This is a genomic window from Gulosibacter hominis (genome assembly GCF_904842695.1).
Lineage (GTDB): Bacteria > Actinomycetota > Actinomycetes > Actinomycetales > Microbacteriaceae > Gulosibacter > Gulosibacter hominis.
Genome location: NZ_CAJGWQ010000005.1, coordinates 1 through 26,385, shown reverse-complemented (window position 1 = coordinate 26,385; position 26,385 = coordinate 1). Strand labels below are relative to the sequence as shown.

At 59.9% G+C, this 26,385-nt stretch carries 20 protein-coding genes and 2 tRNA genes; 14 read left to right on the top strand and 8 right to left on the bottom strand.

Features of this window, described 5'->3' with window-relative positions; translation table 11 throughout:
- Nucleotides 1-43: 43 nt before the first annotated feature.
- From murJ to JMV54_RS04795, 5 genes are all read left to right on the top strand, one after another.
- A complete protein-coding gene (murJ, locus tag JMV54_RS04815; RefSeq protein ID WP_201517813.1) occupies nt 44-1,951 on the top strand; it encodes a murein biosynthesis integral membrane protein MurJ in 1,908 nt (635 codons plus the stop codon).
- A 171-nt stretch (nt 1,952-2,122) separates the two neighbouring features.
- Nucleotides 2,123-3,172, top strand: a complete 1,050-nt coding sequence (gene trxB / locus JMV54_RS04810; protein WP_201517812.1) for a thioredoxin-disulfide reductase — start codon at nt 2,123-2,125, stop codon at nt 3,170-3,172.
- Nucleotides 3,172-3,501 (top strand): thioredoxin, encoded by a 330-nt coding sequence (trxA, locus tag JMV54_RS04805; RefSeq protein ID WP_201517811.1) that lies wholly within the window; start codon nt 3,172-3,174, stop codon nt 3,499-3,501. The genes trxB and trxA overlap by 1 nt, the downstream gene beginning before the upstream one ends.
- Before the next feature lie 95 nt (nt 3,502-3,596).
- Nucleotides 3,597-4,916: an aminotransferase-like domain-containing protein gene (locus tag JMV54_RS04800; protein WP_201517810.1), complete on the top strand. Its 1,320-nt coding sequence runs from the start codon at nt 3,597-3,599 to the stop codon at nt 4,914-4,916.
- A gap of 65 nt (nt 4,917-4,981) precedes the next feature.
- Nucleotides 4,982-5,947, top strand: coding sequence for a D-alanine--D-alanine ligase family protein (locus JMV54_RS04795; RefSeq protein WP_201517809.1), 966 nt, complete (start codon nt 4,982-4,984; stop codon nt 5,945-5,947).
- Between the two features lie 241 nt (nt 5,948-6,188).
- On the opposite strand, the gene JMV54_RS04790 is transcribed toward JMV54_RS04795, so the two are convergent.
- The 8 genes from JMV54_RS04790 to rpmH form a co-directional block, all read right to left on the bottom strand.
- On the bottom strand, nt 6,189-7,415 hold the full coding sequence (locus JMV54_RS04790) for a ParB/RepB/Spo0J family partition protein (RefSeq protein WP_201517808.1): 1,227 nt from the start codon (nt 7,413-7,415) through the stop codon (nt 6,189-6,191).
- Nucleotides 7,415-8,305, bottom strand: coding sequence for a ParA family protein (locus tag JMV54_RS04785; RefSeq protein WP_201517807.1), 891 nt, complete (start codon nt 8,303-8,305; stop codon nt 7,415-7,417). Before JMV54_RS04785 ends, JMV54_RS04790 begins: the two co-directional genes overlap by 1 nt.
- A gap of 25 nt (nt 8,306-8,330) precedes the next feature.
- The gene (rsmG, locus tag JMV54_RS04780) at nt 8,331-8,966 is read right to left on the bottom strand and encodes a 16S rRNA (guanine(527)-N(7))-methyltransferase RsmG (RefSeq protein WP_420842079.1); all 636 of its coding nucleotides are present in this window, start codon (nt 8,964-8,966) and stop codon (nt 8,331-8,333) included.
- Between the two features lie 3,914 nt (nt 8,967-12,880).
- Nucleotides 12,881-13,459, bottom strand: coding sequence for a Jag family protein (locus JMV54_RS04775; RefSeq protein ID WP_414146381.1), 579 nt, complete (start codon nt 13,457-13,459; stop codon nt 12,881-12,883).
- A gap of 56 nt (nt 13,460-13,515) precedes the next feature.
- The gene (gene yidC / locus JMV54_RS04770) at nt 13,516-14,487 is read right to left on the bottom strand and encodes a membrane protein insertase YidC (RefSeq protein ID WP_201517805.1); all 972 of its coding nucleotides are present in this window, start codon (nt 14,485-14,487) and stop codon (nt 13,516-13,518) included.
- Nucleotides 14,488-14,496: 9 nt separating this feature from the next.
- Nucleotides 14,497-14,832, bottom strand: coding sequence for a membrane protein insertion efficiency factor YidD (gene yidD / locus JMV54_RS04765; RefSeq protein WP_230972564.1), 336 nt, complete (start codon nt 14,830-14,832; stop codon nt 14,497-14,499).
- The gene (gene rnpA / locus JMV54_RS04760; protein ID WP_201517804.1) at nt 14,825-15,217 is read right to left on the bottom strand and encodes a ribonuclease P protein component; all 393 of its coding nucleotides are present in this window, start codon (nt 15,215-15,217) and stop codon (nt 14,825-14,827) included. Before rnpA ends, yidD begins: the two co-directional genes overlap by 8 nt.
- A gap of 23 nt (nt 15,218-15,240) precedes the next feature.
- Nucleotides 15,241-15,378: a 50S ribosomal protein L34 gene (rpmH, locus tag JMV54_RS04755; RefSeq protein ID WP_201517803.1), complete on the bottom strand. Its 138-nt coding sequence runs from the start codon at nt 15,376-15,378 to the stop codon at nt 15,241-15,243.
- A 394-nt stretch (nt 15,379-15,772) separates the two neighbouring features.
- Here rpmH and dnaA point away from each other — a divergent pair, with 394 nt between their 5' ends.
- The 9 genes from dnaA to JMV54_RS04710 all read left to right on the top strand — a co-directional run bounded on the left by dnaA (nt 15,773) and on the right by JMV54_RS04710 (nt 26,300).
- The gene (gene dnaA, locus JMV54_RS04750; RefSeq protein WP_201517802.1) at nt 15,773-17,275 is read left to right on the top strand and encodes a chromosomal replication initiator protein DnaA; all 1,503 of its coding nucleotides are present in this window, start codon (nt 15,773-15,775) and stop codon (nt 17,273-17,275) included.
- 502 nt (nt 17,276-17,777) lie between these two features.
- Nucleotides 17,778-18,920 (top strand): DNA polymerase III subunit beta, encoded by a 1,143-nt coding sequence (gene dnaN, locus JMV54_RS04745; protein ID WP_201517801.1) that lies wholly within the window; start codon nt 17,778-17,780, stop codon nt 18,918-18,920.
- A 3-nt stretch (nt 18,921-18,923) separates the two neighbouring features.
- Entirely contained in the window at nt 18,924-20,162 is a 1,239-nt protein-coding gene (recF, locus tag JMV54_RS04740) for a DNA replication/repair protein RecF (protein ID WP_201517800.1), read from the top strand.
- Nucleotides 20,155-20,661 (top strand): DciA family protein, encoded by a 507-nt coding sequence (locus tag JMV54_RS04735; RefSeq protein ID WP_201517799.1) that lies wholly within the window; start codon nt 20,155-20,157, stop codon nt 20,659-20,661. Before recF ends, JMV54_RS04735 begins: the two co-directional genes overlap by 8 nt.
- Nucleotides 20,662-20,807: 146 nt before the next feature.
- Nucleotides 20,808-22,982, top strand: coding sequence for a DNA topoisomerase (ATP-hydrolyzing) subunit B (gene gyrB / locus JMV54_RS04730; RefSeq protein ID WP_230972819.1), 2,175 nt, complete (start codon nt 20,808-20,810; stop codon nt 22,980-22,982).
- Nucleotides 22,983-23,034: 52 nt separating this feature from the next.
- A complete protein-coding gene (gene gyrA / locus JMV54_RS04725; RefSeq protein WP_201517798.1) occupies nt 23,035-25,617 on the top strand; it encodes a DNA gyrase subunit A in 2,583 nt (860 codons plus the stop codon).
- Nucleotides 25,618-25,634: 17 nt separating this feature from the next.
- The gene (locus JMV54_RS04720; RefSeq protein ID WP_201517797.1) at nt 25,635-26,042 is read left to right on the top strand and encodes a DUF3566 domain-containing protein; all 408 of its coding nucleotides are present in this window, start codon (nt 25,635-25,637) and stop codon (nt 26,040-26,042) included.
- Nucleotides 26,043-26,143: 101 nt separating this feature from the next.
- Nucleotides 26,144-26,220, top strand: a tRNA-Ile gene (locus tag JMV54_RS04715).
- Nucleotides 26,221-26,227: 7 nt separating this feature from the next.
- Nucleotides 26,228-26,300, top strand: a tRNA-Ala gene (locus JMV54_RS04710).
- The last annotated feature ends 85 nt before the right edge of the window (nt 26,301-26,385 follow it).

Sequence of the window (26,385 nt, the reverse complement as noted above, 5' to 3'; positions counted from 1 at the left end):
CATCCCAGAAACCCCCGACCACCCCGCATCCGGAACCTAACTAATGGCAAAATCCCTCGGACGTACCAGCCTCATCCTCGCCTCAGGCACGATGATCTCGCGCGTACTCGGCTTCGTAAAAGCCATCGTGCTCGCACAAACCATCGGCCTGGTGGGATCGGTATCAGCCGACGCCTTCGCCAACGCCAGCTCGCTGCCCACCAACATCTACAGCCTCATCGCCGGCGGCCTACTCAACGCCGTGCTCGTGCCGCAAATCGTGCGGGCAACCAAAAACGTTGACGGCGGCAAACAGTACGTCAACCGGCTCATCACCCTCGCCATCGTTGTCCTCGGCTCGCTCACCCTGCTGGTCACCCTCGGCGCACCCATCATTGCCAAGTTGTACGGTCTCACCCTCGACGACGAGCAACTCAGCCTGGTCATCGCCTTCGCCTACTGGTGCCTGCCGCAGGTGTTTTTTTACAGCCTCTACGCGGTTATCAGCGAAGTGCTGAACGCCCGCAGCATCTTCATGCCCTTCGCCTGGGCGCCCGTGCTCAACAACATCATCAGCATCGCCGGGCTCATCATGTTCGCGCAGCTATTCGGCGCCGACCCTTCCGGCGAGGGGCGCGCTGTCAGCGATTGGTCACCCATGATGACCGCAACCCTCGCCGGGTCAGCCACCCTCGGCGTGATCGTGCAGGCGATGGTGCTTTTCCTGTTCTTGCCACGCGCCGGGTTCCGCTACCGTCCCGACTTCCACTTCCGCGGCACCGGGCTCGGACGCATCGGCTCGATCGCAAGCTGGTCGCTGGGCATGGTCGTCGTGATTCAGGTGGTCGCCTGGGTCGAAACCCTCGCCATCAACGTCGCATTCGGTCAAACCGTGTCACTCGCAGCCAGCCGCAACGCCGAAATGATATTCCTGCTCCCGCACGCCATCATCGCCGTGTCACTGACCACGATGATGTTCACCTCGCTCAGCGAATACGCGGCCGAACGCAAAACCGAAACCGTCATCAGCGAATTTTCGCGCGGCGCCCGCACCATCACGATGTTCATGGTGTTTTCAACGGTGGCGCTCATGGTGATGGCGCCACCGTTCGCGCGGATATTCTCGTCATCACCCGAGCAGGCAAACCAGCTGGCGGTCGTGCTGATGGCGCAATTGCTCGGGCTCGTCGGATTCTCGCTGTTCTATTTTTCGAACCGCGTCAACTTCGCCTATGAAGACACCCGCACCGTCTTCATCATCTACGCGGCAACCGCACCAATCCACATCGCCGGCGTCGTGGCCGCGGCCATGTTCCTGCCGGTGGAGTTCATCGCCGTCGGCATCGCCCTGCTCAACGCCTTCCTCACCACACTGCGACTGCTCATCCAACTGCAGGTGCTGCGCAATCGCGTACTCGGCCGCATTGACGGCTACCGCCTGTTGCGTGCAACCATCCGCTTCGCCATCGGCACCATCCCCACCGCAGCCATCGGCATCCTGATCGTCTGGGGCATGGGCGGCTACAGCCTCGACGGCTGGGGCCGCAGCAGCCTGCTCAACGCATTCATCACCTGTGCGCTATCGGGTGTCGCCATGATCGCCGCCTACGCGGCAGCGATGGTGATGCTCAAATCGCCCGAGTTTGACGCCTTTTTCGCGCCCATGATGCGGCGCATCTTCGGCGCCCCCGGCCGCCACTCGACCAAGGCACACCGGCACGCCGCGCACACTGCCGAAGCCGACCGCTTCGCCGCCGAACACGGCACCCTGTTCACCCTCGAATCGGCCGCCGCCGCGTATGCCAGCACCACCCCCGTGGCGCCAAGCAACCCCGACACCGAACTCGCCGCCGACGCCATGCACACCACCTCGCGCATCCCCACCCGCCGCGAACTGCGCGAATACGCGCGCCAGCGCGAACGCGAGGCCTACCTCAAGCAAATTGTCGACGACGACGAAACCCTGATCTAGCGCCCGCATCCCCGCAAAATTGCGCGGCGCATCCCGCGACCGCTGCCGTGCATCCCGTAACGCAATCGCCAACTTTACGGTGGGAATAAGAAAGCACACGGATGCGTCAGCAAAGATGGAAGCAAACGGCGCGCCCACACCCGCGCACCCCGTGAACCCGAAGGAGCACCCATGCACAACGTCGCAATCATTGGTTCGGGCCCGGCCGGCTACACCGCCGCCATCTACACCGCCCGAGCCGGACTCAAGCCGGTGCTATTCACCTCATCCGTAGCCGTCGGCGGCGAACTCATGAACACCACCGACGTCGAAAACTTCCCCGGCTTCCCCGAAGGCGTGCTCGGACCCGACCTGATGCAAAAAATGCAGGAACAGGCCGAACGCTTCGGCGCCGAACTCATCTACGACGACGTCGAATCGGTCGAACTCGACGGCGACATCAAACGCATCCGCACCGCCTACGAGGGTGAGTTCGAAGCCCTCAGCGTCATCATCGCCACCGGCTCGGCCTACCGTCGCCTCGGCCTCGAATCCGAAGACCGACTCGCCGGCCGCGGCGTGTCGTGGTGCGCCACCTGCGACGGCGCGTTCTTCAAAGCACAACACATCGCCGTCATCGGCGGCGGCGACTCGGCAATGGAGGAAGCAACCTTCCTCACCCGCTTCGCCGACAGCGTCACCATCATCCACCGCTCCGAAAACTTCCGCGCCAGCGAAATCATGCTCGACCGCGCCAAAAACGACCCCAAAATCCAGTGGCGCACCAACGCCGAGGTCGTCGAAATCCTCGGTGACGACCAGGTCAGCGGCGTCAAACTGCGCGACACCGTAACCGGCGACGAAAGCGAACTCGACATCACCGGGCTGTTCGTTGCCATCGGGTCGATCCCGCGCACCGAACTCGTCGCCGACCAGCTCAAACTCACCCAAAACGGTGTCATTGAGGTCGACGGCCGCAGCTCACGCACCTCACTCGCCGGCGTATTCGCCTGCGGCGACGTGGTAGACGACCACTACCGGCAAGCCATCACCGCCGCCGGATCGGGATGCACCGCAGCCCTCGACGCCGAACACTACCTCGCCGCGCTCCCGGCCGAACTGCTCGAGCGCGTCGGCACCGAAGCATCCGAAACCACCACTGCTAGCGACGCCGAACCAAGCGGGGGCATCACCCTGAACCCCGTTGCGCTCAACGTTCAGGCACTCGGAAAGGACCAGTAATGAACCAGCCAATCGACGCCACCAGCGCCAACTTCGACCAGGAAGTACTGCAAGCTGAAGGACCCGTCATCGTCGACTTCTGGGCACCTTGGTGCGGCCCCTGCCGCCAGGTCGGCCCCGTGCTCGACCAGATCGCAGCCGACAACCCCGCAGTGAAGGTGGTCAAGGTCAACGTCGACGACGAATTCGACCTCGCCACCCAGTACCGCGTCACCAACATCCCCGCCATCAAACTTTTCAGCGAGGGTGAAGTGAAAGCCGAAATCGTGGGCGCCCGCCCCCGCAAGGCAATCGAAGCTGAATTCGCCGACTACCTCGGTGCCGAATAGCCGCCGGCCAATTTCGGCCCGCACCGCGCATCCCACACCACACAAACCTCGCCGCGGACGTAGACTGGAGCATCCGCTACTAAGAAGGGCTCATCGTGACGTCGGCACCCCAGTCGAACAGTGCGGGCCAGAATTTTGACCCGTGGTACTCCAGCTACGCCTCGCGCACGCGAGGTCTCACCGTAAGCGAGGTTCGAGCCCTGTTCGCAGTGGCATCGCGCCCCGAAGTTGTCTCGCTCGCCGGTGGTTCACCGTTCGTCGAGGCACTACCCGATGAGCTCGTTCGCGCCGCCTTCGACCGCATGATGGCCGAAAGCGGCCCGAACGCGCTGCAATACGGTGGCGGCCAGGGGCTGCCGCAGCTGCGCGAACGCATCCTCGACCTCGTTGCCCTCGAAGGCATCACCGGCGTTTCACCCGACGATGTCGTCACCACCACCGGTTCGCAGCAGGCGCTCGACCTGGTATCGAAACTCTTCCTCGACCCGGGTGACGTCGTGCTGGCCGAATCGCCCAGCTACGTGGGTGCGCTCGGCACCTTCAAATCGTATGAGGCCGAAATCCGGCACCTTGAAATGGATGCAGATGGTCTCGACCCCGAGCAACTCACCAACACCATCCACGCGCTCCGGGCCGAAGGGAAACAGATCAAGTTTCTCTACACGGTGCCGAACTACAACAACCCCACCGGCGTGACCATGTCGGCCCAGCGCCGCCAAGAAATCCTCGACATCTGTCTGCGCGAAAACGTGCTCATCCTCGAAGACAACCCGTACGGGCTGCTCTACTTCGACGAACCAGCACCCAACTCGATCCGCGCGCTCAATGAGTCGCACGTCATCTACCTCGGATCGTTCTCAAAAATTCTCTCGCCTGGTGTGCGCGTGGGGTTCGTTATCGCCCCGCACGCGGTGCGCGAAAAACTCATCCTCGCCGTTGAATCGTCGATTCTGTCGCCGTCGATGCTCAACCAGTACCTCGTGACCGAATACCTCGAGGGCACCGACTGGCAGGCACAGATCGACACCTTCCGCGGCATCTACCGCGAACGCCGCGACGCCCTGCTGGGCGCAATGGAAGAACACCTGCCGCAGCTGAGCTGGACCACGCCCATGGGCGGATTCTTCTCGTGGGTCGACCTGCCACCACAGCTCGACTCGAAACAAATGCTGCCGCGCGCAGTAAAAGAACTCGTCGCCTACACGCCCGGCACCGGCTTCTACGCCGACGGCCGCGGCCACACCCAGCTGCGACTGTCATTCTCGCTGCCAACCCCCGATCGCATCCGCCAGGGTGTTCGCCGACTCGCCACCGTCATCAACGACGAACTCGAGCTGCTCGAAACGTTCGGCGACCTCGGCAGCCCCGCCGCCGAAGCCGCCCGCTTCGACCAGGCCCCGCCCGACCTGCGCTAGCCGCCCGGTTAGCCGCCCGGTTAGCCGTCGAAACTGTGAACCCGAACGAGTCAGAAGGAATCCGAATGAGCATCGAAGGTCGTCACGTAGTCATCCTGTCGGGCGGTATTTCACACGAACGCGAAGTATCGCTGCGTTCGGGCCGCCGCGTCGCCGATGCCCTCACGCAGGCCGGTGCCCGCGTCACCGTGCGCGAACCCGACGAAACCCTGCTGCCGTGGCTGCAAGAAGCCGAATACGACGTCGTGTGGCCGGTGCTGCACGGCGCATCGGGTGAAAACGGGGCGCTCTACTCGCTGCTGCGCGCACTCGGCGTGCCCTACGTCGGTTCGCGTCCCACCGCGGCAAAACTCGCCTGGAATAAGGCCACCGCAAAAGCGCTCGTCAAACGCGCCGGATTTTTGACGCCGCAGTCAATCGTGCTGCCCAACGAAACCTTCCGCGAACTCGGTGCCGCCACCGTCATCCGCGCGATTGCCCAGGGCATCGACTACCCGGCGGTGGTGAAACCCGCCGAGGGCGGCTCATCTCAGGGTGTGAGCTTCGTTAAGACCCTCGCCGAGTTTTCGCGCGCGCTGGTGACCGCCTTCACCTATGGCGAAACCGTCATCATCGAAAAGCAGATCGTTGGCACCGAAGTGACCGTCGGCATTTTTGATCGCGGCAACGGGCCCGAGGTCATGCCGCCGGTCGAAATTGTGCCTAACAACGGCGTGTACGACTACGCGGCCCGCTACAACGCCGGCGAAACCACCTATTTCGCGCCGGCTCGGCTGAGCGACGAAACGCTTGAGCGCATCAAGCAGGTGGCGCTCGACTCGTACGAGGCGATCGGCCTGGCTGATATTGCGCGCATCGACTTCATGATCGACGAGCAGGGCGAGCCCTGGTTCATTGAGGCCGACCCGATCCCGGGGATGACCGAAATGTCGCTCGTGCCACTGGGTATCGAAGCGGCCGGCCTGCAAATTTCGGATGTGTACGCCGATATTGCGGAGCACGCCGCCGATCGCGGGCCGCGCGGGCAGTAGCGCGGTTCGCGGCCGGTGCGGTAGCTTTGCGCGGCGCTGTAACTTTGCGCGGTGGTGCCGGCGCGGTGCGCGCGGCTGTGGTGCGCGCACCGCGGTCTTAGCGCAACCGCACCCACCAGCACCAGCACCAGCACCAACAAAATGTCTTTCTGACCCGGGATTTATAACGGCACTGGCCGTGTTTGCGCTGGCCAGTGCCGCCTATATTGGTGGACTCGGTGCCGGGTTGAGTGCCGCGGTACTACTGTTCGGTATTTTCACCCAGCTCGGCCAGGATGCGACGCAGATCGGCCAGCGACGCATAGTCGATCGTGATCTGCCCCTTAGTTTTGCGCAGGGTCACTTTCACGCGAGTGTTCAGCCGGTCGCCGAGTCGCTCGCCAACCTCGTTGAGATAGCCTGTGACCGAGTCGTTTTCGAACTCCGACTTTGGCTTGCCGGGGCGGGTGGATGCACGCATCGATCCGCGCGCGGCCGCCTGTTCTGCATCCCGAACCGAAAGATTTTCGTTCACGATCTTGTCGGCAAGCTGCTGCATCGCCGCCGGCTCACCCATCGAAAGAATGGCGCGGGCGTGCCCGGCACTGAGCACCCCGGCAGCCACCCGCTGCTGCACCTCAACCGGAAGTCGCAGCAGTCGCAGGGTGTTTGAAATCACCGGGCGCGAACGGCCAATGCGCTCGGCCAACTCGTCTTGCGTGCATCCGAAGTCGTCAAGCAGCTGCCGGTATGCGGATGCCTCTTCGAGCGGGTTGAGGTCGGCGCGGTGCAGGTTTTCGAGGAGCGCATCGCGAAGCATGTCTTCGTCGTCGGTTTCGCGGATGATCGCGGGGATTTCGGTGCGACCGGCCGCCTTGGTGGCACGCAAGCGTCGCTCACCCATGATGAGCTCGTATTCGGCCTCGCCGGCGCGCGGATCGTCCGCCTGGATGAGACGCACCACGATGGGCTGGAGCACACCAAACTCGCGCACCGAAACAATCAGTTCGTCGAGCGCATCCTGATCGAACTCGTGACGCGGCTGGCGCAGGTTGGGAACGATGGTCGCCGGATCAAGCACTCGCAGTGAGGCGCCCGGCACCGGCAGCAGCTCGGTTTCGGCTGGCTGCTGCGGTGTGTTGCTCTCGGCGTTTTGGACGTCGCTGGTGCTGCTCTTGGTTGCCGTTGCCTTGGCTGCTTGGGTCTTTGCTGCCTGAGTCTTGCTCGCTTGGGTCTTGGTTGTTTGGGTTTTTGCCTCTCGGGTTTTGGTTCCCGAGCCTTTTTGCGTGCCCTTAGCAGGCGTCGAAGTGGTCTTCTTGGCGGCCGGCTTTGCGGTTTTTTCTTCGGTGACCTGCGGCTCGGCCGGAGTGCGACCGCTGGGAGCGCCGCCGTCAAAAAATACGTCGACTGCGCGCTCGTCGTCGGGGGCATTGGTGGGGATGAGTGCGCTGAGTCCGCGACCGAGGCCTGCCCGCTTCTTCGTTGCCATTATTTCGAGTGTCCTTGCTGCGTGATTTCGAGTGCCGCCTCTTTATAGGCAACGGCACCGATGCCATTGGGGTCGTAGGTGAGCACGGTCTGGCCGTAGCTCGGAGCTTCTGAGATGCGCACCGAACGCGGAATGATGGCGTTGAGGGTTTGCTCGGGGAAGTGATTTCGAACCTCGTCGCGCACCTCCTGTGAAAGATTGGTGCGTTTGTCATACATGGTGAGCAGGATGGTGCTCAGGTGCAGGCTCGGGTTGACGCTGGTGGTGAGTCGCGTGATGGTTTCGAGCAGCTGGCTGAGGCCCTCGAGCGCGTAGTACTCGCATTGGATGGGGATGAGGACCTCTTTTGCGGCGCTGAAAGCGTTCATCGTGAGCAGGCCCAGGGATGGCGGGCAGTCGATGAAGACGTAGTCGTAGCGTTCGCCGGCCTGTTCGGTTTCTTCGAGGTGTGCGTAGAGCACGTTGCGCAGCCGCAGGTGGCGGTCGTTGAGCTCAACGAGTTCAATTTCGGCGCCGGCGAGATCGATCGTCGCCGGGAGGCAGCGGAGGTTAGGGATTTCGGGGCACTGCTGGATGAGTTCTGATAGCGGAGTGCCGTCAATGAGTGCCTCGTAGGTGCCGGCGATATCAAGACCGTGCTCGACACCGAGCGCGGTGGATGCGTTGCCCTGCGGGTCGAGGTCGATCACCAGGACCTTCATCCCGAGCACGCCGAGAGCCGCAGCAAGGTTGACGGTGGAGGTGGTTTTACCGACGCCACCTTTTTGGTTTGAGACGGTAAAAATCCTGGTGGATGCGGGTTTTTTGGCTTTGCTATCGCTGAGTTTACGGCGACGCTTGTTGAGCTCGGAGAGCTGGCGCGCGATTGGAGAGTCGAATGTGTCGTTCATTAGGAGGCAGTCCTTTACGTTTGCGCTAGGCAACCGTTGCTCGAATGACTCGGGTGGGCTCGGTGTCGAAATCTTCGCCGACCATTTCGACGTGGACATTTTCGAGGTGGTATTTGCGGATGAGCTTCACAGCCTTAGTGATCTCGGCTTCGGCATTCTGGCCCTTGAGTAGCACGAGTTCGCCGCCGTATTCGACGAGTGGAACGGTCCATGGGATGAGTTTTGAGAACGCCGCGACGGCACGGGCTGTGACCATGTGAAAAGCGTGCTGATCTGCGATTTCTTCTGCTCGCGCGCGGATTACGGTGACGTTATCGAGCTGGAGTTCGGCGATAGTTTGGGTGAGCCACTCAGAGCGCCGCTCCATTGGCTCGATGAGCGTGAATTGGAGGTCAGGACGAGCGATGGCGAGTGGAATGCCGGGGAGGCCGGCTCCCGAGCCAACATCACCGACGGTGCCGTTGAGTAGCGGTGCGATGAGGGCAGAGTTGATGATGTGCCGGGTCCAGAGACGGGGGTATTCCTGGGGACCGATAAGCCCGAGTTTTTCACCATCGCGCACGAGCAAATTTGCGTACTGATCAGCGATTTCAACACGATCGCCGAAGAGCTCGGCTGCTACCGCGGGGCGATGTTCCACGTGAAACGCTTCGTTTTGAATTGCCTCATTTGAGTGTTCGGTTGTGGACAACGCGGTGCACTCCTTCTAACTCGCGATCACTGGGATTGATGGTTCATTCTTTCATGCATCCTGGTGTTCGCCCGGGATTAACGGGCTTGCAGGCACTATCGTCCTCTATCTGCACGCGGATGACTCGAGTTATCCACAGGCGTTGTGGATTGTTTGTTGCTTTCTATGGACAACTTGTGGATCCGATGTTGACAGACGGTGAGTAGTTTGGTGCCAGCCGACTCGCTGAAATCATCTCCGAATTCTGAGCAGTTCGGCGAATGATGTTTGTGCGTGCGGCTTTTTATGGCTTGTGGGGCTGGGATGTCCTATTGCGTTGCGGCCCCACGCCACTCCTCAACCCGCACCCCACACCTCAGATTGAGCCCCCCGTCTTCAGAGCGGCTCCAATTTTTAGAGTGGTCACACTCCTTTTTACGCTCGCCCGGTTCCTCAATAACGCGCACCGGACCTCATTACGTATCCCGCTGCTCAGACTGACCCGTGTGCAGCACACCCCAACTGTTCTCATCTATAGGGACTACGACCCCACCCCGCTACAGTCTTCGCTGACTGCCTACGCAAAGCCACAAATCAACATCGTTTGAGCCGACTCGGTCAGGGGGTTATGTTTCACGTGAAACATCTCTGCCGCAGACAGAGCTGAGAGCGTAGTGCTGTCGCAACGACCGCACCGTCGGAGCAGTATTCACCGACTACCACGAAAAGTAAACATCAACTTCGTTTGAACCGGGCTAACCAGAGGGCTGTGTTTCACGTGAAACGTTCACTCAGCTGATAGAGCGTGAGAGCGCAATGGCGTCCCAACCACCGCGCGGCCACGTCAGTATTCACCGATCACCCACGAAAAATAGATGTCAACGTCGCTTGAGCCGAACCCGCCTGAAGGATTGTGTTTCACGTGAAACGGCGCCGCGAATGCTGATTCCCGTGCGAACCCGATCAAAGCCCGGTCTAACTTAAGCGTTCTTTCCATCAGGTTTTGGCTTGCTCGCGTTGTGGGCACAGGCCCATCGCGCTGGTGTCACGTCCTGAGTGTTACTGGTGCCGCTAACGTGGAAGGCATTGCCGTTATTTTCAGTACTGTCAGCACTTTTGTGACATCACTGGTTGTATCACTGCTGTGACATCACCGGTGTCGCCACGACTGCCACATCAAGGGTGTTACCTCTGCCGCCGTACCACTGGTATTAGATCTGTTGCCACCCAATGCGTTTAGCCGCCTGTCTTGCGCATGGCTACCAAGCTCACACGCCTCGCTGTCTTCTGCTGTTCATCCCATCCGCCTCTGCTGCCAGCGCGACAGGCACTTCATGCACGTTGAGATGGCGCGTGTGCTGTTGAGAAGCTGCGCGTTCGATTGCATGATTACCGGCACTATTTACTACTTGTGTTTCACGTGAAACACCGCTCTTACGCATCGACATGTCGACTCTCGATATGTCGTGACCTCGACATCTCAGCGATAGGGGTCGCTCAATCAAAGTCGCCAGCACCTCGTCGGCGCTGAGGACACCCGTGTGCAGCAAACACGCCCGTCCACTCAGGGCAGTCCGGATGACACTGACTAGTAGTTGGCCGCCAACGCATCTTTCAGCACGCCCTTTTCATATTGTCTTGGCGCCGCTTGTAACGACCAGTGCGATACCGCCTGCGATCACAGCATATGGCAACCGATCCTTGTAACGCATGGCGGGGCCGATGGTTGGAACCGGGTCTGCGATTCGCTTTCGCTCGCAACGTGCAACCCGATGAACACAATCGGCGAAGTGACATCCACAAGATTCATTGCTCGACTCCCACGCCTGCCCCGTCTTGGTGTGCAGAGTCCCAACAAAGCAGCACCCCAGCTCGTGCTAATTCCCGGACCGCACAAGGCTCCAATCTGCACAGGTTTTGAAGCCACGCAGAGTGCCAGGTCGCACCGAGTCCCAGGGTCGTGCAGACTCGTGGGCCGTATCGACTCATACGGTACGGCAGCAGTATGTACCTCGCCGCGCTCATTCCAGATTCACATTGCATTGCACATGATGATCAACGCGTCACTCGGCTCACGTTTCACGTGAAACATGACCCCAATAGCTTCCGAGCGGCGCGCTTGCCAGCACATGCCGAGCGGCCTACTTTCGAATCCAATTGCGTTGCACTTGCTCGACAGCGGGCGGTTCGACTCCGTTTCACGTGAAACACGAGCGCAACAATCTCCGAGCAGCACTACAACCCGCAGGCACCTCGGGCCAGTTTCCAGATAGTTTTCGCATTGGACATGGACACTCAACGAGCGGCTCAACTTTGTTTCACGTGAAACATGAGCTGGACTACCTCCAACCATCACGCTGACCCACACCTACCGTTTCGGTCCGTCCTGGGTCCTCACTGCGCTGCTAATGATCGAACAATTAACCGCTTGACTTCGTTTCACGTGAAACATAGTGCGAACAGTCTCCAAGAAGCACGCTGCTCCGCAGGTGTTTCGCCGGCGCACGTCCAGATACTCCTTGCGCCGCGCATGAATGCTCAACGAACTGCTCAACTTTGTTTCACATGAAACATGAGCCAAACCATCTGACACCAACACGCCGATACGACTGGACAAGACACTCCTTTGGCCACAGCGGTCCGATAGGCGACGGCAATTTTGCGGCCGGCAGGGATTCACGTGGGGAGTAGGTTTGTTCTGACGGCGGCAATCCCACTGGGCAGGACGATCACTCGGGCATCGGTGGTTCAGCCCGGAGCCGTGCATTTTCCGGTGGATATTAGCCTTCACCGGTGGCCACGCGCTTTACCGGGAGGCAACGCGCCTTACTGGGCAGCAACGCGCTTCAGCGCGTGGCAGCGAAATCCACTACACAACAGCAGTTCGGCTGCACAGCACTTCCACTGCGAGACAGTGTTTCTCTTGGTCTCAGCCGTTGCCTCCGGCACCGCAGCGAACATTTAGGTGGCCGCACTCCTCGTAGTGCTAATCAGCCAGGTGACGTCGCAGCTCACTTGACCGCTGCCATTGCCGCATGAATTTCACGACGCTCTTTTGGTACCAGTCAGCCGTACTCATGCGATTTGTAGCCACTTGTATCTGTAGTTCACAGCAAGTCGTGTTTCACGTGAAACATGAGTCGCGTTGCTGTGCATCCCGCACATCCCACGCTTGCCGCACTTAATCTGAATCGGCGCACCTTATGTTCCGACTCCTGTCGACGCAGGAGAGTACAGCTGCACTACTGAAAAGCCCTGTCCTGCATCGGCTGCGTCATCTGCCTGGCTACTGTGGCTGTGCCGGTTGAGCCCTCCGGTGTCACATTCATCCAGCATGCTCGCGTCATCGAAGTCAACGACGTCGCTTAGGTCCGCTGATGCTCGACGCTGTCGCTGATACTGCGGGCGGCCGTGCCAGCATCCGCCTCTTTACAGCTGCAGGAACACGACTGCCAGCCGCTACAGACATTCGCTTGCTCGCAGCCACCAGCACCCGCCGATGGCGACCGGGCTCGGAGCACCTCACCAGTAGACCCGTCCAACCGCATCTGAAGTGGGGGATGGCATCAACCTGCGTTCCGCTCGACTCGAAGCATCAGCAACGCAGAACAAGCCGACCAAGACCATCTACACCGATTAGAGCTCCGCCCACTCACAGTGCGTTTCACGTGAAACACGCCACCCATCAGGCGAAAGATCAGTCTCAAACTAAAAACCGGCCACAACGGCCAGTAGCGCCGGAAACAAAAGTGGTGGGGCACCGCATCCGGCACCCCACCAACAGTAAAATCCTCTACCTAACTCTCAATAATCATGCTCTGATCAGGCATTTTATTCCAAAATCAAGCCTTTAGTGGCGCCAAAATTTTTCCCGCTCTGATCAGGGATTTTTTACAGGAGCGATTCTAAGCAGAAGTTTCTGCAATCGGACGGATCACAGTGTGACGTTCGCGGCCCTCGCCCTCGCTGTCAGAACTGTATCCGCGCTCAGCCGCAAGGTCGTGCACAAGCTTTCGCTCATACGACGACATCGGCGGCAGCGCGGCAGATGCCGCACCAGCCTCAATCCGCGAAATCGCCTTATCAACAAGCTCATCCAACTCGCGCTTGCGTGCCTCACGCGAACCGTCCACATCCAGAATCAAACGTGAAAACTCACCGGTCTCAGCCTGCACCGCGAGCCGCGAAAGCTGCTGCAATGCATCCACCGCTTCGCCGGTGCGCAGTCGCTGCAAATTCGACTCACCCTCAGTCACCACCGACACATAGGTGCGACCATCACGAACATCAATCTCGAGGTCACCATCGAGATCGGCGATGTCGAGCAGCTCCTCGATATAGTCGGCAGCGATATCGCCCTCGTCACGAATGTCGTCGTCCTCGACCACCTCGTCATCGGTAGTCGAGTCGACCTGCGACTCATCCACGTCGTCGACGACAGCCTCGTCCGGCTGCTGCTCGTCACGAATCTCGGTCATACTCATTCACTCCATCCACCGTGATGATCGGCATATTCGACGATACTGCGAGATCCGCAGACTTACTTGCCGCCCTTTTTCTTCTTCTTTTTCGCGCGCGCCTTCGACATCGGCTGCTCTCGCTGACCGGTCGGCTTTTGGGCAATCGGGTTGCCATCTGCATCCTTCCGGTTGGCTGGGTTGTCGGGATGCGTGTCCCATTTACCGCTCGCGCGCAGGCGCTCTTCACGCTTCTTCGCAGCTTCCGAACCAGGGGTGGGCATATTGCGGATAGTCCACCACTGCTGACCCATGGTCCACAGGTTCGACATCATCCAGTAACTCATCACACCGATGGGGAACATGACGCCCGTAACTGCCATGATCAACGGCAGCACGTACATCATCATCTTTTGCTGGCGGTACATCGGCGATTCCTTCGCCGCCTGCGAAACGTTTTGCGCGGTGATCTGGAACTGCGTAAAGAACTGGCTCACCACCATCAACACGATGATCGTGATCGCAACCGCCACAACAGCAGGATTGTCACCGTTGGTGCTCAGCGTGTCACTCAGACGGGCACCAAAAATGTCGCCGTTCGAGAACGACATTGCCAGCTCGGCATTCATCAGACCCACGCCGGCCTCGTGGCGGTTGGCCGCGTTCAGCACCTGGAACAGTGCAAAGAAGATCGGCATCTGAATCAGCATCGGCCAGCAGCTGGCAAGCGGGCTCGAGCCATGACGCTTGTAGAGCGCCATCATCTCCTGCTGCATCGCCTGCTGCGAAAACTGGTCGCGCTTGCCCTTGTACTTGGTCTGAATCTTTTTCAGCTCGGGCTGCAGTTCCATCATGCCGCGCATCGACTTAATCTGCCGCAGCATAAGCGGAATCATCGCGGTGCGCACCACCAACACGAGCACGAGAATCGACAGGATCCACGTCCACCCGCTGTTGAAGTCGAGCCCGAGCGCAGTGAGCCCCGAGTGCGCACCCACCAGGATGAGCTCAATGACCCACCGCAGCGGCCACAAGATAATGCCGAAGATATCCATTCGCTCGGATCAACCTTTCCTTTGGAGGTTTGACACGACAAAGCCGTGTTTTGTAAGTCTGATGCGCTCGGGCCGTTTGAGCTCGGGCACGTAATCAAAATCGGGCTTCGCCCACGGGTTACAGCGAAGAATCCGCCACGCAGCCATGCAGCTGCCGCGAAGCAGTCCGAACCGCTGCACTGCACCTAAACCATACGCGGAACAGGTGGGGTAATACCGGCAAACATCACCGTAGATCGGCGAGACGAAGCGGCGATACAACAACAGCAGCACCACACCGGCATTCCGAGGAATCAGCGAAACATTGTGCAGCCCGCGCCGCACATGTCCACCGAAATCACTCATGCCCTACCTCATCACTGCAGGAACCACACTCATCACGCTCCGGCTGCAGTTTGCGGGCCAGCGCCAGTAGCTGCCGGCGACAGTGGGTACGTAATGTCTGATAGTCGATCTGAGCACCCTCGGGATGCAATCGGATTACGAACTCCATCCCGGTCGGTAATACCGGAAGAGCTTCAAAACAGATCGCCTTCAACTGGCGTCGCAACCGGTTCCTGGTAACAGCAACACCCACCCGCTTGGTGATGATGAAACCAAATCGGGTGGGTGCACTTGCATCGGTACGCAGGCATCCGTGGACGGCGAGATAGCGACCACCAACTCGAGTACCCCGTGAGATTCGTCGATAGTCAACGCCTCGGGTAACTCGATGCTGTGGTGCAAGCACCGCCGACCGCGCAGCCGGGTTGCTTAAGCCGACAGGCTCTTGCGGCCGCGCGAGCGACGGTTCGCAAGAATTGCGCGACCGGCGCGGGTGCGCATGCGGGCGCGGAAGCCGTGCTTCTTGTGACGGCGACGGTTATTAGGCTGGAAAGTACGCTTCGACATGAGAATTTCTCCGGTTCGAGGCCCCTATGGGCGCACTACGAATCAAGCCCGGGTAGCGGGCAACCAAGCCAGATTACGCCCAAGCACGTCTCTGGTCAAGAGCCCAGAACACAATCCGTCGATTGCTAACACCGATCCGGATGATTTCTGGGGCGACGCGCCGAGATTTCAAAAACCGATTGTTCTTTCCCTGCCCGATGGTCGTATGCTTGAGCACCTAACCCCTCGAACGCCGATGAAACCGTTGGCGAATGAGTCAGTTATACACAGCACTTGTGGATAACTTCCACACAACGCAGAATGTATAGCGCGCACGGTCAGCACCCGTCCTCGACAACCCTCGAGACCTCATAGGCGGGCCATATTTTCCTGCCCGCAAACGAAAGGAGCCCGGTTGTCAAACGACGTTGAAGCGATTTGGCGGGCTCTTTTTGACACCCTGCGCAACAACGAGGATGTGCCCGCCTCGGTGCGCGGATTTTTGTCGCTCGTCATCCCAAAAGGCGTGATGGGAGGCACAATTTACCTCGAAGTCGCGAACGACTACACCCGCTCAACCATTGAGCAGCGAGCGCGCAATCCACTTCTTGACGCCATCGGCAAGCTCGACAATCCCGAGGTGGTGAACTTCGCGGTCATCGTGAACCCCGAAGTTGACCCGGTGCCGGCAAGCACCCCGCCAAGCTACGAAGCCGAGCCGTCTCAGGGTGCCACCGACGCGGCCGAGACCGCACTACACCAGACGTCTTTCACAGATATCTCCACAAGTTATCCACAGCCCGCTGCCACCGAGCCGCCGGCTGATCTCACACCATCCCGGTCGAGCCAGCTGCTACATCTTGACGACACCGACCAGGCCATTCCTCACGATTCGCGGCTGAACGAACGCTACACCTTCGACAACTACGTTATTGGTAGCTCAAATAGATTCGCCCACGCTGCCGCGGTTGCCGTTGCCGAAGCCCCGGCCCGCAGCTACAACCCACTGTTCATCTATGGCGGCTCCGGGCTCGGAAAAACACACCTGCTGCATGCCATCGGTAACTATGCCGAAAGTATGTACCCCGGCATCCGGGTGCGCTATGTATCGAGCGAAGAGTTCACCAACGATTTCATCAACTCAATCGCCAATAACAAGGGCCAGCAGTTCCACGCACGCTACCGCAGCAACGACATCCTGCTGATTGACGACATCCAGTTCTTGCAGGGCAAAGACTCAACCGTCGAGGCGTTTTTTTACACCTTCAACACGCTCCACCAGCATAAAAAGCAGGTGGTGATCACCTCGGATGAGCCACCCAAGAAGCTCACCGGGTTTGAAGAACGCATGGTGTCGCGCTTCGAGTGGGGTCTGATCACCGATGTGCAATCACCCGACCTCGAAACACGGATCGCAATTCTGCGCAAAAAAGCCGAGGCCGACAATGTGCCGATTCCCGATGAGGCAATTGAGTTCATCGCGGCACATGTGACCGGGTCGATTCGTGAGCTCGAGGGCACACTCATCCGAGTGACCGCGTTTGCAAACCTCAACCGACAGCCCATCGACCTCAGCCTGGTCACGACGGTACTTAAAGACCTGATTATTGACGTCGAGCCGCAGATCGTCACGCCGGACGACATCATCAACATCACTGCCGATTACTTCCGAGTCTCAACCGACGAAATTTTTGGTTCGAGTCGCTCACACGCGATCGCGAATGTTCGCCAGGTGGCGATGTACCTCTGCCGTGAAATGACGAGTCTGTCGCTACCAAAGATCGGGCAGCTATTCGGTGGCCGTGACCACACCACGGTCATGTATGCGCACCGCAAGATCAGCAAGCGCATCAGCGACGACCGGCAGTTGTACAACCAGGTGACCGAGCTCACCTCACGCATCCGCCAGACTCGCTAGGCACATCCTTTCGGCAAAACCGCTCGCAAAAACGCCTCGGCACCCGATGTGTTTCTTCCCGCCTCGCAACCGTGTGAGGCGGGTTTTTTCGATCCATTTTCCAGCGGCACTCTGCAAGTTATCCACAACGCCTGTGGATGACCCTGTGAGTGGTCGGGGGACAACATGAGGACAGGATGTGATTGTTCGAATCGGGGCTCATCTGTGGATAACTTGTGCAAAACCGCAGCATCTCGGCGCATGAAATGTGCATAACCGCCCAGCCACTGTGAAATCACGTAATTCGCTCACATTTTCCGGGTCGACCGATCACTTTCCCCTCACGACCGAATCACAACTTCCAACGATGTAGTTCCCTACGGATCATCGCTTTCTACAGAGTTATCCACAGTTTCCACAGCCCTTATGACTGCTGTTAAAGACAAAAACTTAAAAGAAGCGGTTCAGTGACATCATTTCGCCCGGCTAGCATGGGAGGTCCACCGATACGAGAGGACTCACCGTGAAGTTCGAGGTCAACCGCGATGTCTTCAGCGACGCTGTGTCGTTTGTTGTGAAGCTGCTATCACCGCATCCCACACAGCCGATCCTCACGGGTGTTCTACTTGAGGCCCGCGATGGCGAGCTGGCACTTTCGTCATTCGACTACGACGTGTCGAGTCGCACCGCCATCGAAGCCGCCGTTGACGCTGAGGGAGCGGTACTGGTGCAGGGTCGTCTGCTCTCAGAAATTGCCAGCCGACTTCCCGACGCACCGGTGACGATTGAATCCGATGACCGCACCATCAAGGTGACCTGTGGCCGGTCATCCTTCTCGCTGCCAACAATGCCCACCGAAGAGTTCCCGTCGCTGCCAAGCGTCGAGGGCGTACAGGGTGTTGTTGCCGGTAGCGACTTCGCGGATGCAGTGGCACAGGTTTCGGTGGCAGCCTCGCGCGACGATGTGGCACCGATGATCACCGGTGTGCACCTGACCTTCGGCCCCGACAACCTCAGCCTGGTTGCAACCGACCGCTACCGTGTCGCGGTGCGCGAGCTGAACTGGCAGTCAAATTTTACCGATGGCGAAGATGCCCTGGTTGTGGCTCGCACCCTCAGCGATATTGCCAAGTCGTTTGCGCAGGCCGACCAGGTGGTTACCACCCTCATCAGCGAGGGCGACCGCAAGCTCATCGCGTTCAGTGCCGGTGGCCGCACCGTCACCTCAACCCTGCTCAAGGGCAAGTTCCCCGCCGTGGGTCGACTGTTCCCCGCTGAGACTCCGCACTTCGCGGTGATTCAAAAAAGCGATGTGATGGATGCCGTCCGTCGTATGCAGCTTGTGCTCGAGCGTGAACAGGCGTTGCGCTTCTCGTTCACGCAGGACGGACTCACCCTGGATGCGGTTGGCGCCGAACACGCGGCCGGTTCGGAAGAACTCGGGGTACAGCTCACCGGTGACGACATTGTGGTTTCGCTGAAGCCGTCGTTTTTGCTCGATGCACTCAGCCAAATTCACTCGGCGTTCGTGCGCATCGCGTTTACGCCCACCGATAACCCCAACAAACCCGGTCCGGTGCTGCTCACCGGTCAGACTTCGCTCGACGAAGCTGCGCAAAACGACACCTATCGCTACCTGCTGCAGCCGAACCTGCTCATGCGGTGATCGGTGTACGTCCGTCACCTGACCCTGCGGAATTTCCGCAATTACGCCGATGCCGAGCTGAGTCTCGACGTCGGCGTTCAGGTGTTTGAGGGGGCGAACGGGCAGGGAAAAACCAACCTGGTTGAAGCCATCGGTTATCTCGCCACACTCTCGTCACACCGGGTGTCATCGGATGCGGCACTGGTGCGGTTCGGCGAAAAATCAGCCATTGTGCGCGCCGAGCTCGCGCACCGGAACCGCACTCTGGCCATCGATGTGGAATTGCAAAAATCCGGAGCCAATCGGGCGCGGGTTGGCGGTCAACCCGTGCGGGCGCGCGAACTTTCGCGATATTTCACAACCGTGCTGTTCGCTCCCGAAGATCTCGCACTGGTTCGCGGCGAACCGCAGCAGCGACGCGACTTTTTCGACAGCCTGCTGGTGACCCACTCATCCCGCCTGGGTGATGTGCTGCAGCAATATGACCGCGTGCTGCGGCAGCGAAATTCGCTGCTGCGCAGCGCCAAATCGCAGCGCCTGGATGCGAGTGCCCTCACCACCCTCGAAATTTGGGATGAACAGCTCATCGCCCATGGGTCGGTCATTATTGCCGAGCGGCTCGCGCTTGTTGAACGGCTTGTACCGCACCTGCAGGATGCGTATGAGTCGCTGGTAGACGACAATCACCATCCCGGGCTCAGCATGCGGGTGACCGCGCTTGCCGACGGTGGACGATTGATGGATGACGACCAAACCGGTGAGCAGCGCGGCACGGTCACGCTCGCCGAAATCGAGTCGCGCTTTGCTGAGCGCCTGCGTGCTGCCCGTGATAAAGAACTCGAACGGGGCGTGACGCTCGTTGGTCCGCACCGGGATGATGTGACGTTCTGGCTCAACCAGTTGCCGGCTCGCATCACCGCAAGTCATGGTGAATCGTGGTCGTTCGCGCTGTCGTTGAAGTTGGCGGCTGCGCAATTGGTGCGCAGCGAGTCGCGCACCGGAGATCCGGTGTTGATTCTTGATGATGTGTTTGCCGAGCTCGATGCCGCGCGTCGCCAGCGACTTGCCGCAGCGATTGCCGGATTCGAGCAGGTGCTCATCACCTGCGCGGTGCTCACCGACATCCCCGAACCGCTTCGTAAACACACGATTCACATTCGTGCCGGCAAGATCATTGATCGCGAGGATGCATCCGCGCCGGCCGAACTGGCAGCATCCGAACTTGCCGCATCTGAACAACAGGCAGAGCGCAGCGATGACTGACCAGCCGCTTTCAGAATCAGCCCTTGTGTGGCTGCGCTACAAAGAAGTGTTTGGTGGCCAAACCACAAGCTTCCGGCGCCGCCGCGAGCTCGCTGCTGCCGCAAATAAGCCCGTCACCGCCGAAGAACTTCCGTTCGGGCCGGGACGTGACCCGCTTTCAAGTGGTGACGTACTCGCATCCCTGTTTCGCAACAATGGCTGGGATGCATCCCTCGCCCAAGCCGAGGTGCTCGAACGCTGGCCCGAAATCGTTGGCGAGCGAGTGGCAAAGCACGCCCGCGCGCTGTATATCGACAAGCAGGTGCTGGTGGTGCAGTGCGATTCGACCGCCTGGGCCACACAGCTGCGCTCATTGCGATCGACCCTGGTTGCAAAACTTGCCGAGGAAATACCGGCCGCAGACGTGACCGATTTGAAACTCCTCAACCCGGGCGCACCCTCGTGGCGGCACGGAAAATGGTCCACACCAGGTCGCGGGCCGCGAGACACTTACGGATAGTTCGCACGTAGGGATCCACGCAAACGGGGGTAAATCGTCGCAGCGGCCAGTTTCAGGCCGGACACGTCAAGTGCTTGCTAAAATGAATCGTTGCACGAAACACGTGTGTCAATTTTCGTGTGTGTTTATTCAAGGAGCGCAATCCGATGAGCGATACCCCCATGTCTCACGAGCCCGAGTCGACGTCGAACCGCGACGCGGCTGCCGAGGCAAGCGAGCACCCGGAAGCCTCATCGCAATCGGCGCACGAACGTCACCGCGTCGAACACGACTACGGCGCCAACCAAATTCAGGTGCTCGAGGGCCTCGAAGCGGTGCGCAAGCGCCCCGGTATGTACATCGGTTCTACCGGTCCCGAGGGTCTGCACCACCTGGTCTACGAAATCGTCGACAACTCGGTGGATGAATCGCTCGCCGGCTACTGCGACAACATCACCATCACCCTGCAAGACGACGGTGGCGTCACCGTGATCGACAACGGTCGCGGTATTCCCGTCTCAACCCACCCGGTTGAGGGCATCTCGACTCTCGAAGTGGTGCTCACCAAACTGCACGCCGGCGGTAAATTCGGCGGCGGCGGATACGCGGTGTCGGGTGGTCTGCACGGTGTCGGTTCATCGGTGGTCAACGCGCTCTCGCACCGCTTTATCGCCGAAGTGAAGCGTGACGGCTACGTGTGGCGGATGGAGTTCCGCGACGGTGTGCCGCTGGCACCGATTGAGCGCGGCGAAGCCACCGAAGAAACCGGCACCAAAATCACCTTCTACGCCAACGGCGACATCTTCGAAACCACGCACTACGACTTTGAGACGCTGCGTCTGCGCTTCCAGCAGATGGCGTTTTTGAACCGTGGCTTGCGCATCAACCTGATTGATGAGCGCCCCCTGCACGAGCAAGAACAGTCGCTCACCACGGTCAGCGAGGTGCTCGCAACCGACGACGCCCCCGCATCCGAAACCGATGTTGACGAACCGGTAACCGCCGACACCGTCGAATCCGATGCGGTACAAACCGGCCCCCGCAAAGTGTCGTTCTACTACGAACGCGGACTGGTCGACTACGTGCAGCACCTGGTGAAACGTCGCAAGGTTGAGCCGCTGCACGATGAAATCATCGAGTTCGTTGAAGAAGACACCGAACAGACCGTCTCGGTCGAGCTCGCAATGCAGTGGACCACCTCGTACTCCGAGTCGGTGCACTCGTTCGCCAACACCATCAACACCAAAGAGGGCGGTACCCACCTCGAGGGTTTCCGCACCGCACTCACCTCGGTGATGAACCGCTACGCGCGCGAAAAAAACCTGCTCAAAGAAAAAGACGAAAACCTCACCGGTGATGACGTGCGTGAGGGCCTCGCGGCAGTGATTTCAGTGAAGCTCGGCGAACCCCAGTTCGAGGGTCAGACCAAAACCAAGCTCGGTAACACCGAGGCAAAAACCTATGTGCAGCGGGTGGTCACCAACGGCCTCAACGACTGGCTCGACCGCAACCCGCAGCTGGCGCGCGAAATCATTCGCAAGGCAACGCAGGCATCGGCGGCGCGACTTGCCGCTCGCCGCGCCCGCGAACAGACCCGCCGTAAGGGGCTGCTCGAATCAAGCGGGATGCCCGGCAAGCTGCGCGACTGCACCTCACGCAACCCGTCCGAATCCGAAATTTTCATGGTGGAGGGTGACTCGGCAGGTGGCTCGGCCGTGCAGGGACGCAACCCGCGCACCCAGGCCATCCTGCCGCTGCGCGGCAAGGTGCTCAACGTTGAAAAAGCGCGCCTCGACCGGGCGCTGCAGAACAACGAAATTCAATCGATGATCACCGCTTTTGGCACCGGTATCGGCGACGAATTCGACGTCGACAAGGCCCGCTACCACAAGGTGATCCTGATGGCCGACGCCGATATCGACGGCCAGCACATCACCACACTGCTGCTGACGGTGCTGTTCCGATTCATGCGACCGCTGATCGAAGCCGGCTACGTCTACCTCGCACAACCGCCGCTGTACCGACTCAAATGGTCAAACGCCGACCACGAATATGCCTACAGCGACGCCGAACGTGACGCGCTGCTCACCGCCGGCCAAACCGCCGGCAAGCGCATCCCGAAAGACAACGGTATCCAGCGCTACAAGGGTCTGGGCGAAATGAACTACAACGAGCTGTGGGACACCACCATGAACCCCGAAACTCGCACCCTCCGCCAGGTGCAGATGGCCGACGCCGAAGCTGCCGACGAAGTGTTCGCCACCCTCATGGGCGAAGACGTCGAAGCCCGCCGCACGTTCATCCAGCACAACGCGCATGACGTGCGCTTCCTTGACATCTAGCGCGCATCCAACGCAGATTTTTATCACCGAATTGACTGAGGCGAAGCAATAAATGGCTGACCAGCACGAAGAAACCCCAGAGACCAACGACACCGAAGGTGGAATCGTTGCCGGCCGCGTAACGCAGGTCGATCTGCAGCTCGAGATGCAGCGCTCGTACCTCGACTACGCCATGAGCGTGATCGTGGGCCGCGCCCTTCCCGAGGTGCGCGACGGACTCAAACCCGTGCACCGCCGCGTAATTTACGGCATGTACGACGGCGGCTACCGCCCCGAAAAGTCATTCTCGAAGTGTGCCCGCGTGGTCGGTGACGTGATGGGGCAATACCACCCGCACGGTGACTCGGCCATCTACGACACCCTCGTGCGCCTCGTGCAGCCGTGGTCGATGCGCTACCCGCTTGCCCTCGGCCAGGGGAACTTCGGTTCGGCAGGTAACGACGGCGCCGCAGCCCCGCGTTACACCGAAACCAAGATGGCGCCGCTGGCTATGGAAATGGTGCGCGACATCGAAGAAGAAACCGTCGACTTCATGGAGAACTACGACGGTCAAACCATGGAGCCCACCGTGCTGCCGGCACGGTTCCCAAACCTGCTGGTGAACGGCTCCGAAGGTATTGCCGTGGGTATGGCCACCAAAATCCCGCCGCACAACCTGCGCGAGGTGGCAGAAGGCGCACTGTGGGCGCTCAAGCATCCCGATGCCAGCCGCGAAGAACTGCTCGACGCGCTTATTGAACGCATCCCCGGACCCGATTTCCCAACCGGTGCGCAGATTCTCGGCACCAAGGGCATCCACGAGGCCTATCGCACCGGCCGCGGTTCAATCACCATGCGCGCCGTCGTCAATGTCGAAGAAATCGGTTCACGCACCTGCCTGGTGGTCACTGAGCTGCCCTACCAGGTGAACCCCGACAACCTCGCCAACCGCATCGCCGAGCTCGTAAAAGAAGGCAAGCTGCAGGGCATCGCCGACATTCGCGACGAAACCAGCGGCCACACCGGGCAGCGACTCGTGCTCGTGCTCAAACGGGATGCGGTTGCCAAGGTGGTCTTGAACAACCTGTACAAGCACACGCAGCTGCAGGACACTTTTGGTGCCAATATGCTCGCCATTGTTGACGGCGCGCCGCGCACCCTCACCCTCGACGGGTTCATTTCGGCATGGACCGCGCACCAGGTGGAAGTGATTGTTCGACGCACCCGCTACCGCCTGCGCAAGGCCGAAGAAGAGGTGCACATCCTGCGCGGCTACCTCAAGGCGCTGGATGCGCTCGACGAAGTGATTGCGCTGATCCGCGCCTCTGAGACCGTCGAAATTGCGCGTGCCGGCCTGATGGAGTTGCTGGGCGTTGATGAAATTCAGGCCTCGGCCATCCTCAACCTGCAGCTGCGCCGCCTGGCCGCGCTCGAACGCCAAAAAATCATGGATGAGGCTGCCCGCCTCGAAGCGCTGATTCTCGAATACAAGGGAATTCTTGCCTCGCCCGAACAGCAGCGCGAAATCGTTGCGGATGAACTCACCGAAATTGTGCGCAAATACGGTGACGATCGCCGCACTGAAATCATCCGCGGCTATGAGGGTGGGGTATCGGATGAAGATCTCATCCCGGTTGAAGAGATGGTCGTCACCGTCACGCGCGGCGGCTACATCAAGCGCACCCGCAGCGACAACTACCGTTCGCAGCACCGCGGCGGTAAGGGCATCAAGGGTGCGCAGCTGCGTGCCGACGATGTGGTGGAGCACTTCTTCGTGACCACGACGCACCACTGGCTGCTGTTCTTCACGAACTTCGGCCGCGTGTATCGCGCGAAGTGCTACGAACTGCTCGAAGCTGGGCGCGACTCGAAGGGGCAGCACATTGCGAACCTGCTGCCGCTGCAGCCGGACGAGCAGGTGGCGCAGATTCTCGACCTCGAAAACTACGAGGCGCACGACTATCTGGTGCTCGCCACCCGCAGCGGACTTGTGAAAAAGACCGCGCTGTCGCTCTACGACTCGCCGCGCCAGGCCGGCATCATCGCCATCAAGCTGCGCGACGGTGACGAACTTGTTTCGGCGATGTGCGTCAACGAGGATGACGATATTTTCATGTTCTCGAAGGCGGGTCAGTCGCTGCACTTCATCGCCGATGACGAGCAGCTGCGGCCGATGGGCCGTGACACTTCGGGTGTGAAGGGCATGTCGTTCCGTGATGACGACTACCTGATTAAGGCTGCCGTGGGCGACGCCGAAGACGATCTGTATGTGTTCACGGTCACCGAGCAGGGCTTCGCCAAGCGCACCCCGGTTGTCGACTACCGGGTGCAGGGTCGAGGTGGCTTGGGTATCAAGGTGATGAAGACCACCGATGACCGTGGCGCGGTGGCCGGTGCGCTGCTGGTGCACGAGGATGACGAAGTGCTGGTCATCATGACCTCGGGCAAGGTTGTGCGCTCGGATGTGAGCGAGGTGCCCGCGAAGGGTCGCGACACTATGGGCGTGGTCTTTGCCCGCCCTGACCAAGGGGATATTGTCCTGGGTCTGGCACGTAACTCCGAGCGTGACCTCGGTGAGGATGCCATTGCCGAGGATGCCGACGAAGCAAATACGACCGCCGCCGATGCGGAATCGGCCGAGACTGACAACGAGTAGCGCTAGGATCGGATGCCATGACTTCTGTCGCCGATAAACTCGCCCGTAAATCTGAACGGCGCACCGCCACGAAACAGGTTCGTCTTCGCCTTGTGAAGGTGGATGTGTGGTCGGTGGTGAAGATCGCCGCGATCTTGGCCCTGTGCATTGCGGTGGTCATGGTTGTTGCAGCGATTCTGTTGTGGTTCGTGCTGCAGCAGACCGGTGTGATGCAGTCGGTTGATAATCTACTCAACGATGTGACCGGCTCGAAGGGTGTCACGGTTGAGACATTCGTGAGCTTCCCTGGTGTGCTGATTTTTTCGGTGATCACCGCCGTGTTGCAGTTCATTGTGACCACGGCCCTGTCGGCCATTGGTGCGGCGGTTTACAACCTCATTGCAAAGATCACTGGCGGTTTGGTGTTCGGCTTCACCAATCAGTAGTTGGGATGCATTGCGGTAGCGACACAAGGTGACACAGCTGCTAAATCTGTGGTAGAGTCGTTCATCGTGCCGAAGTGATTCGAGCACAACAATCGAGATCTGGGGCTATAGCTCAGGCGGTTAGAGCGCTTCGCTGATAACGAAGAGGTCCGAGGTTCAAGTCCTCGTAGCCCCACCACTCTCGAGGGGCCTTAGCTCAATTGGTAGAGCGTCTGTTTTGCAAGCAGAAGGTCGGGGGTTCGATTCCCCCAGGCTCCACAAACAAAAAGACCCCCCTCGCGGGGGTCTTTTTTATTGCGCGCGTGCGGGCGGCGCTGAGTGCTCGCCGCCCGCCGGCCCGTGC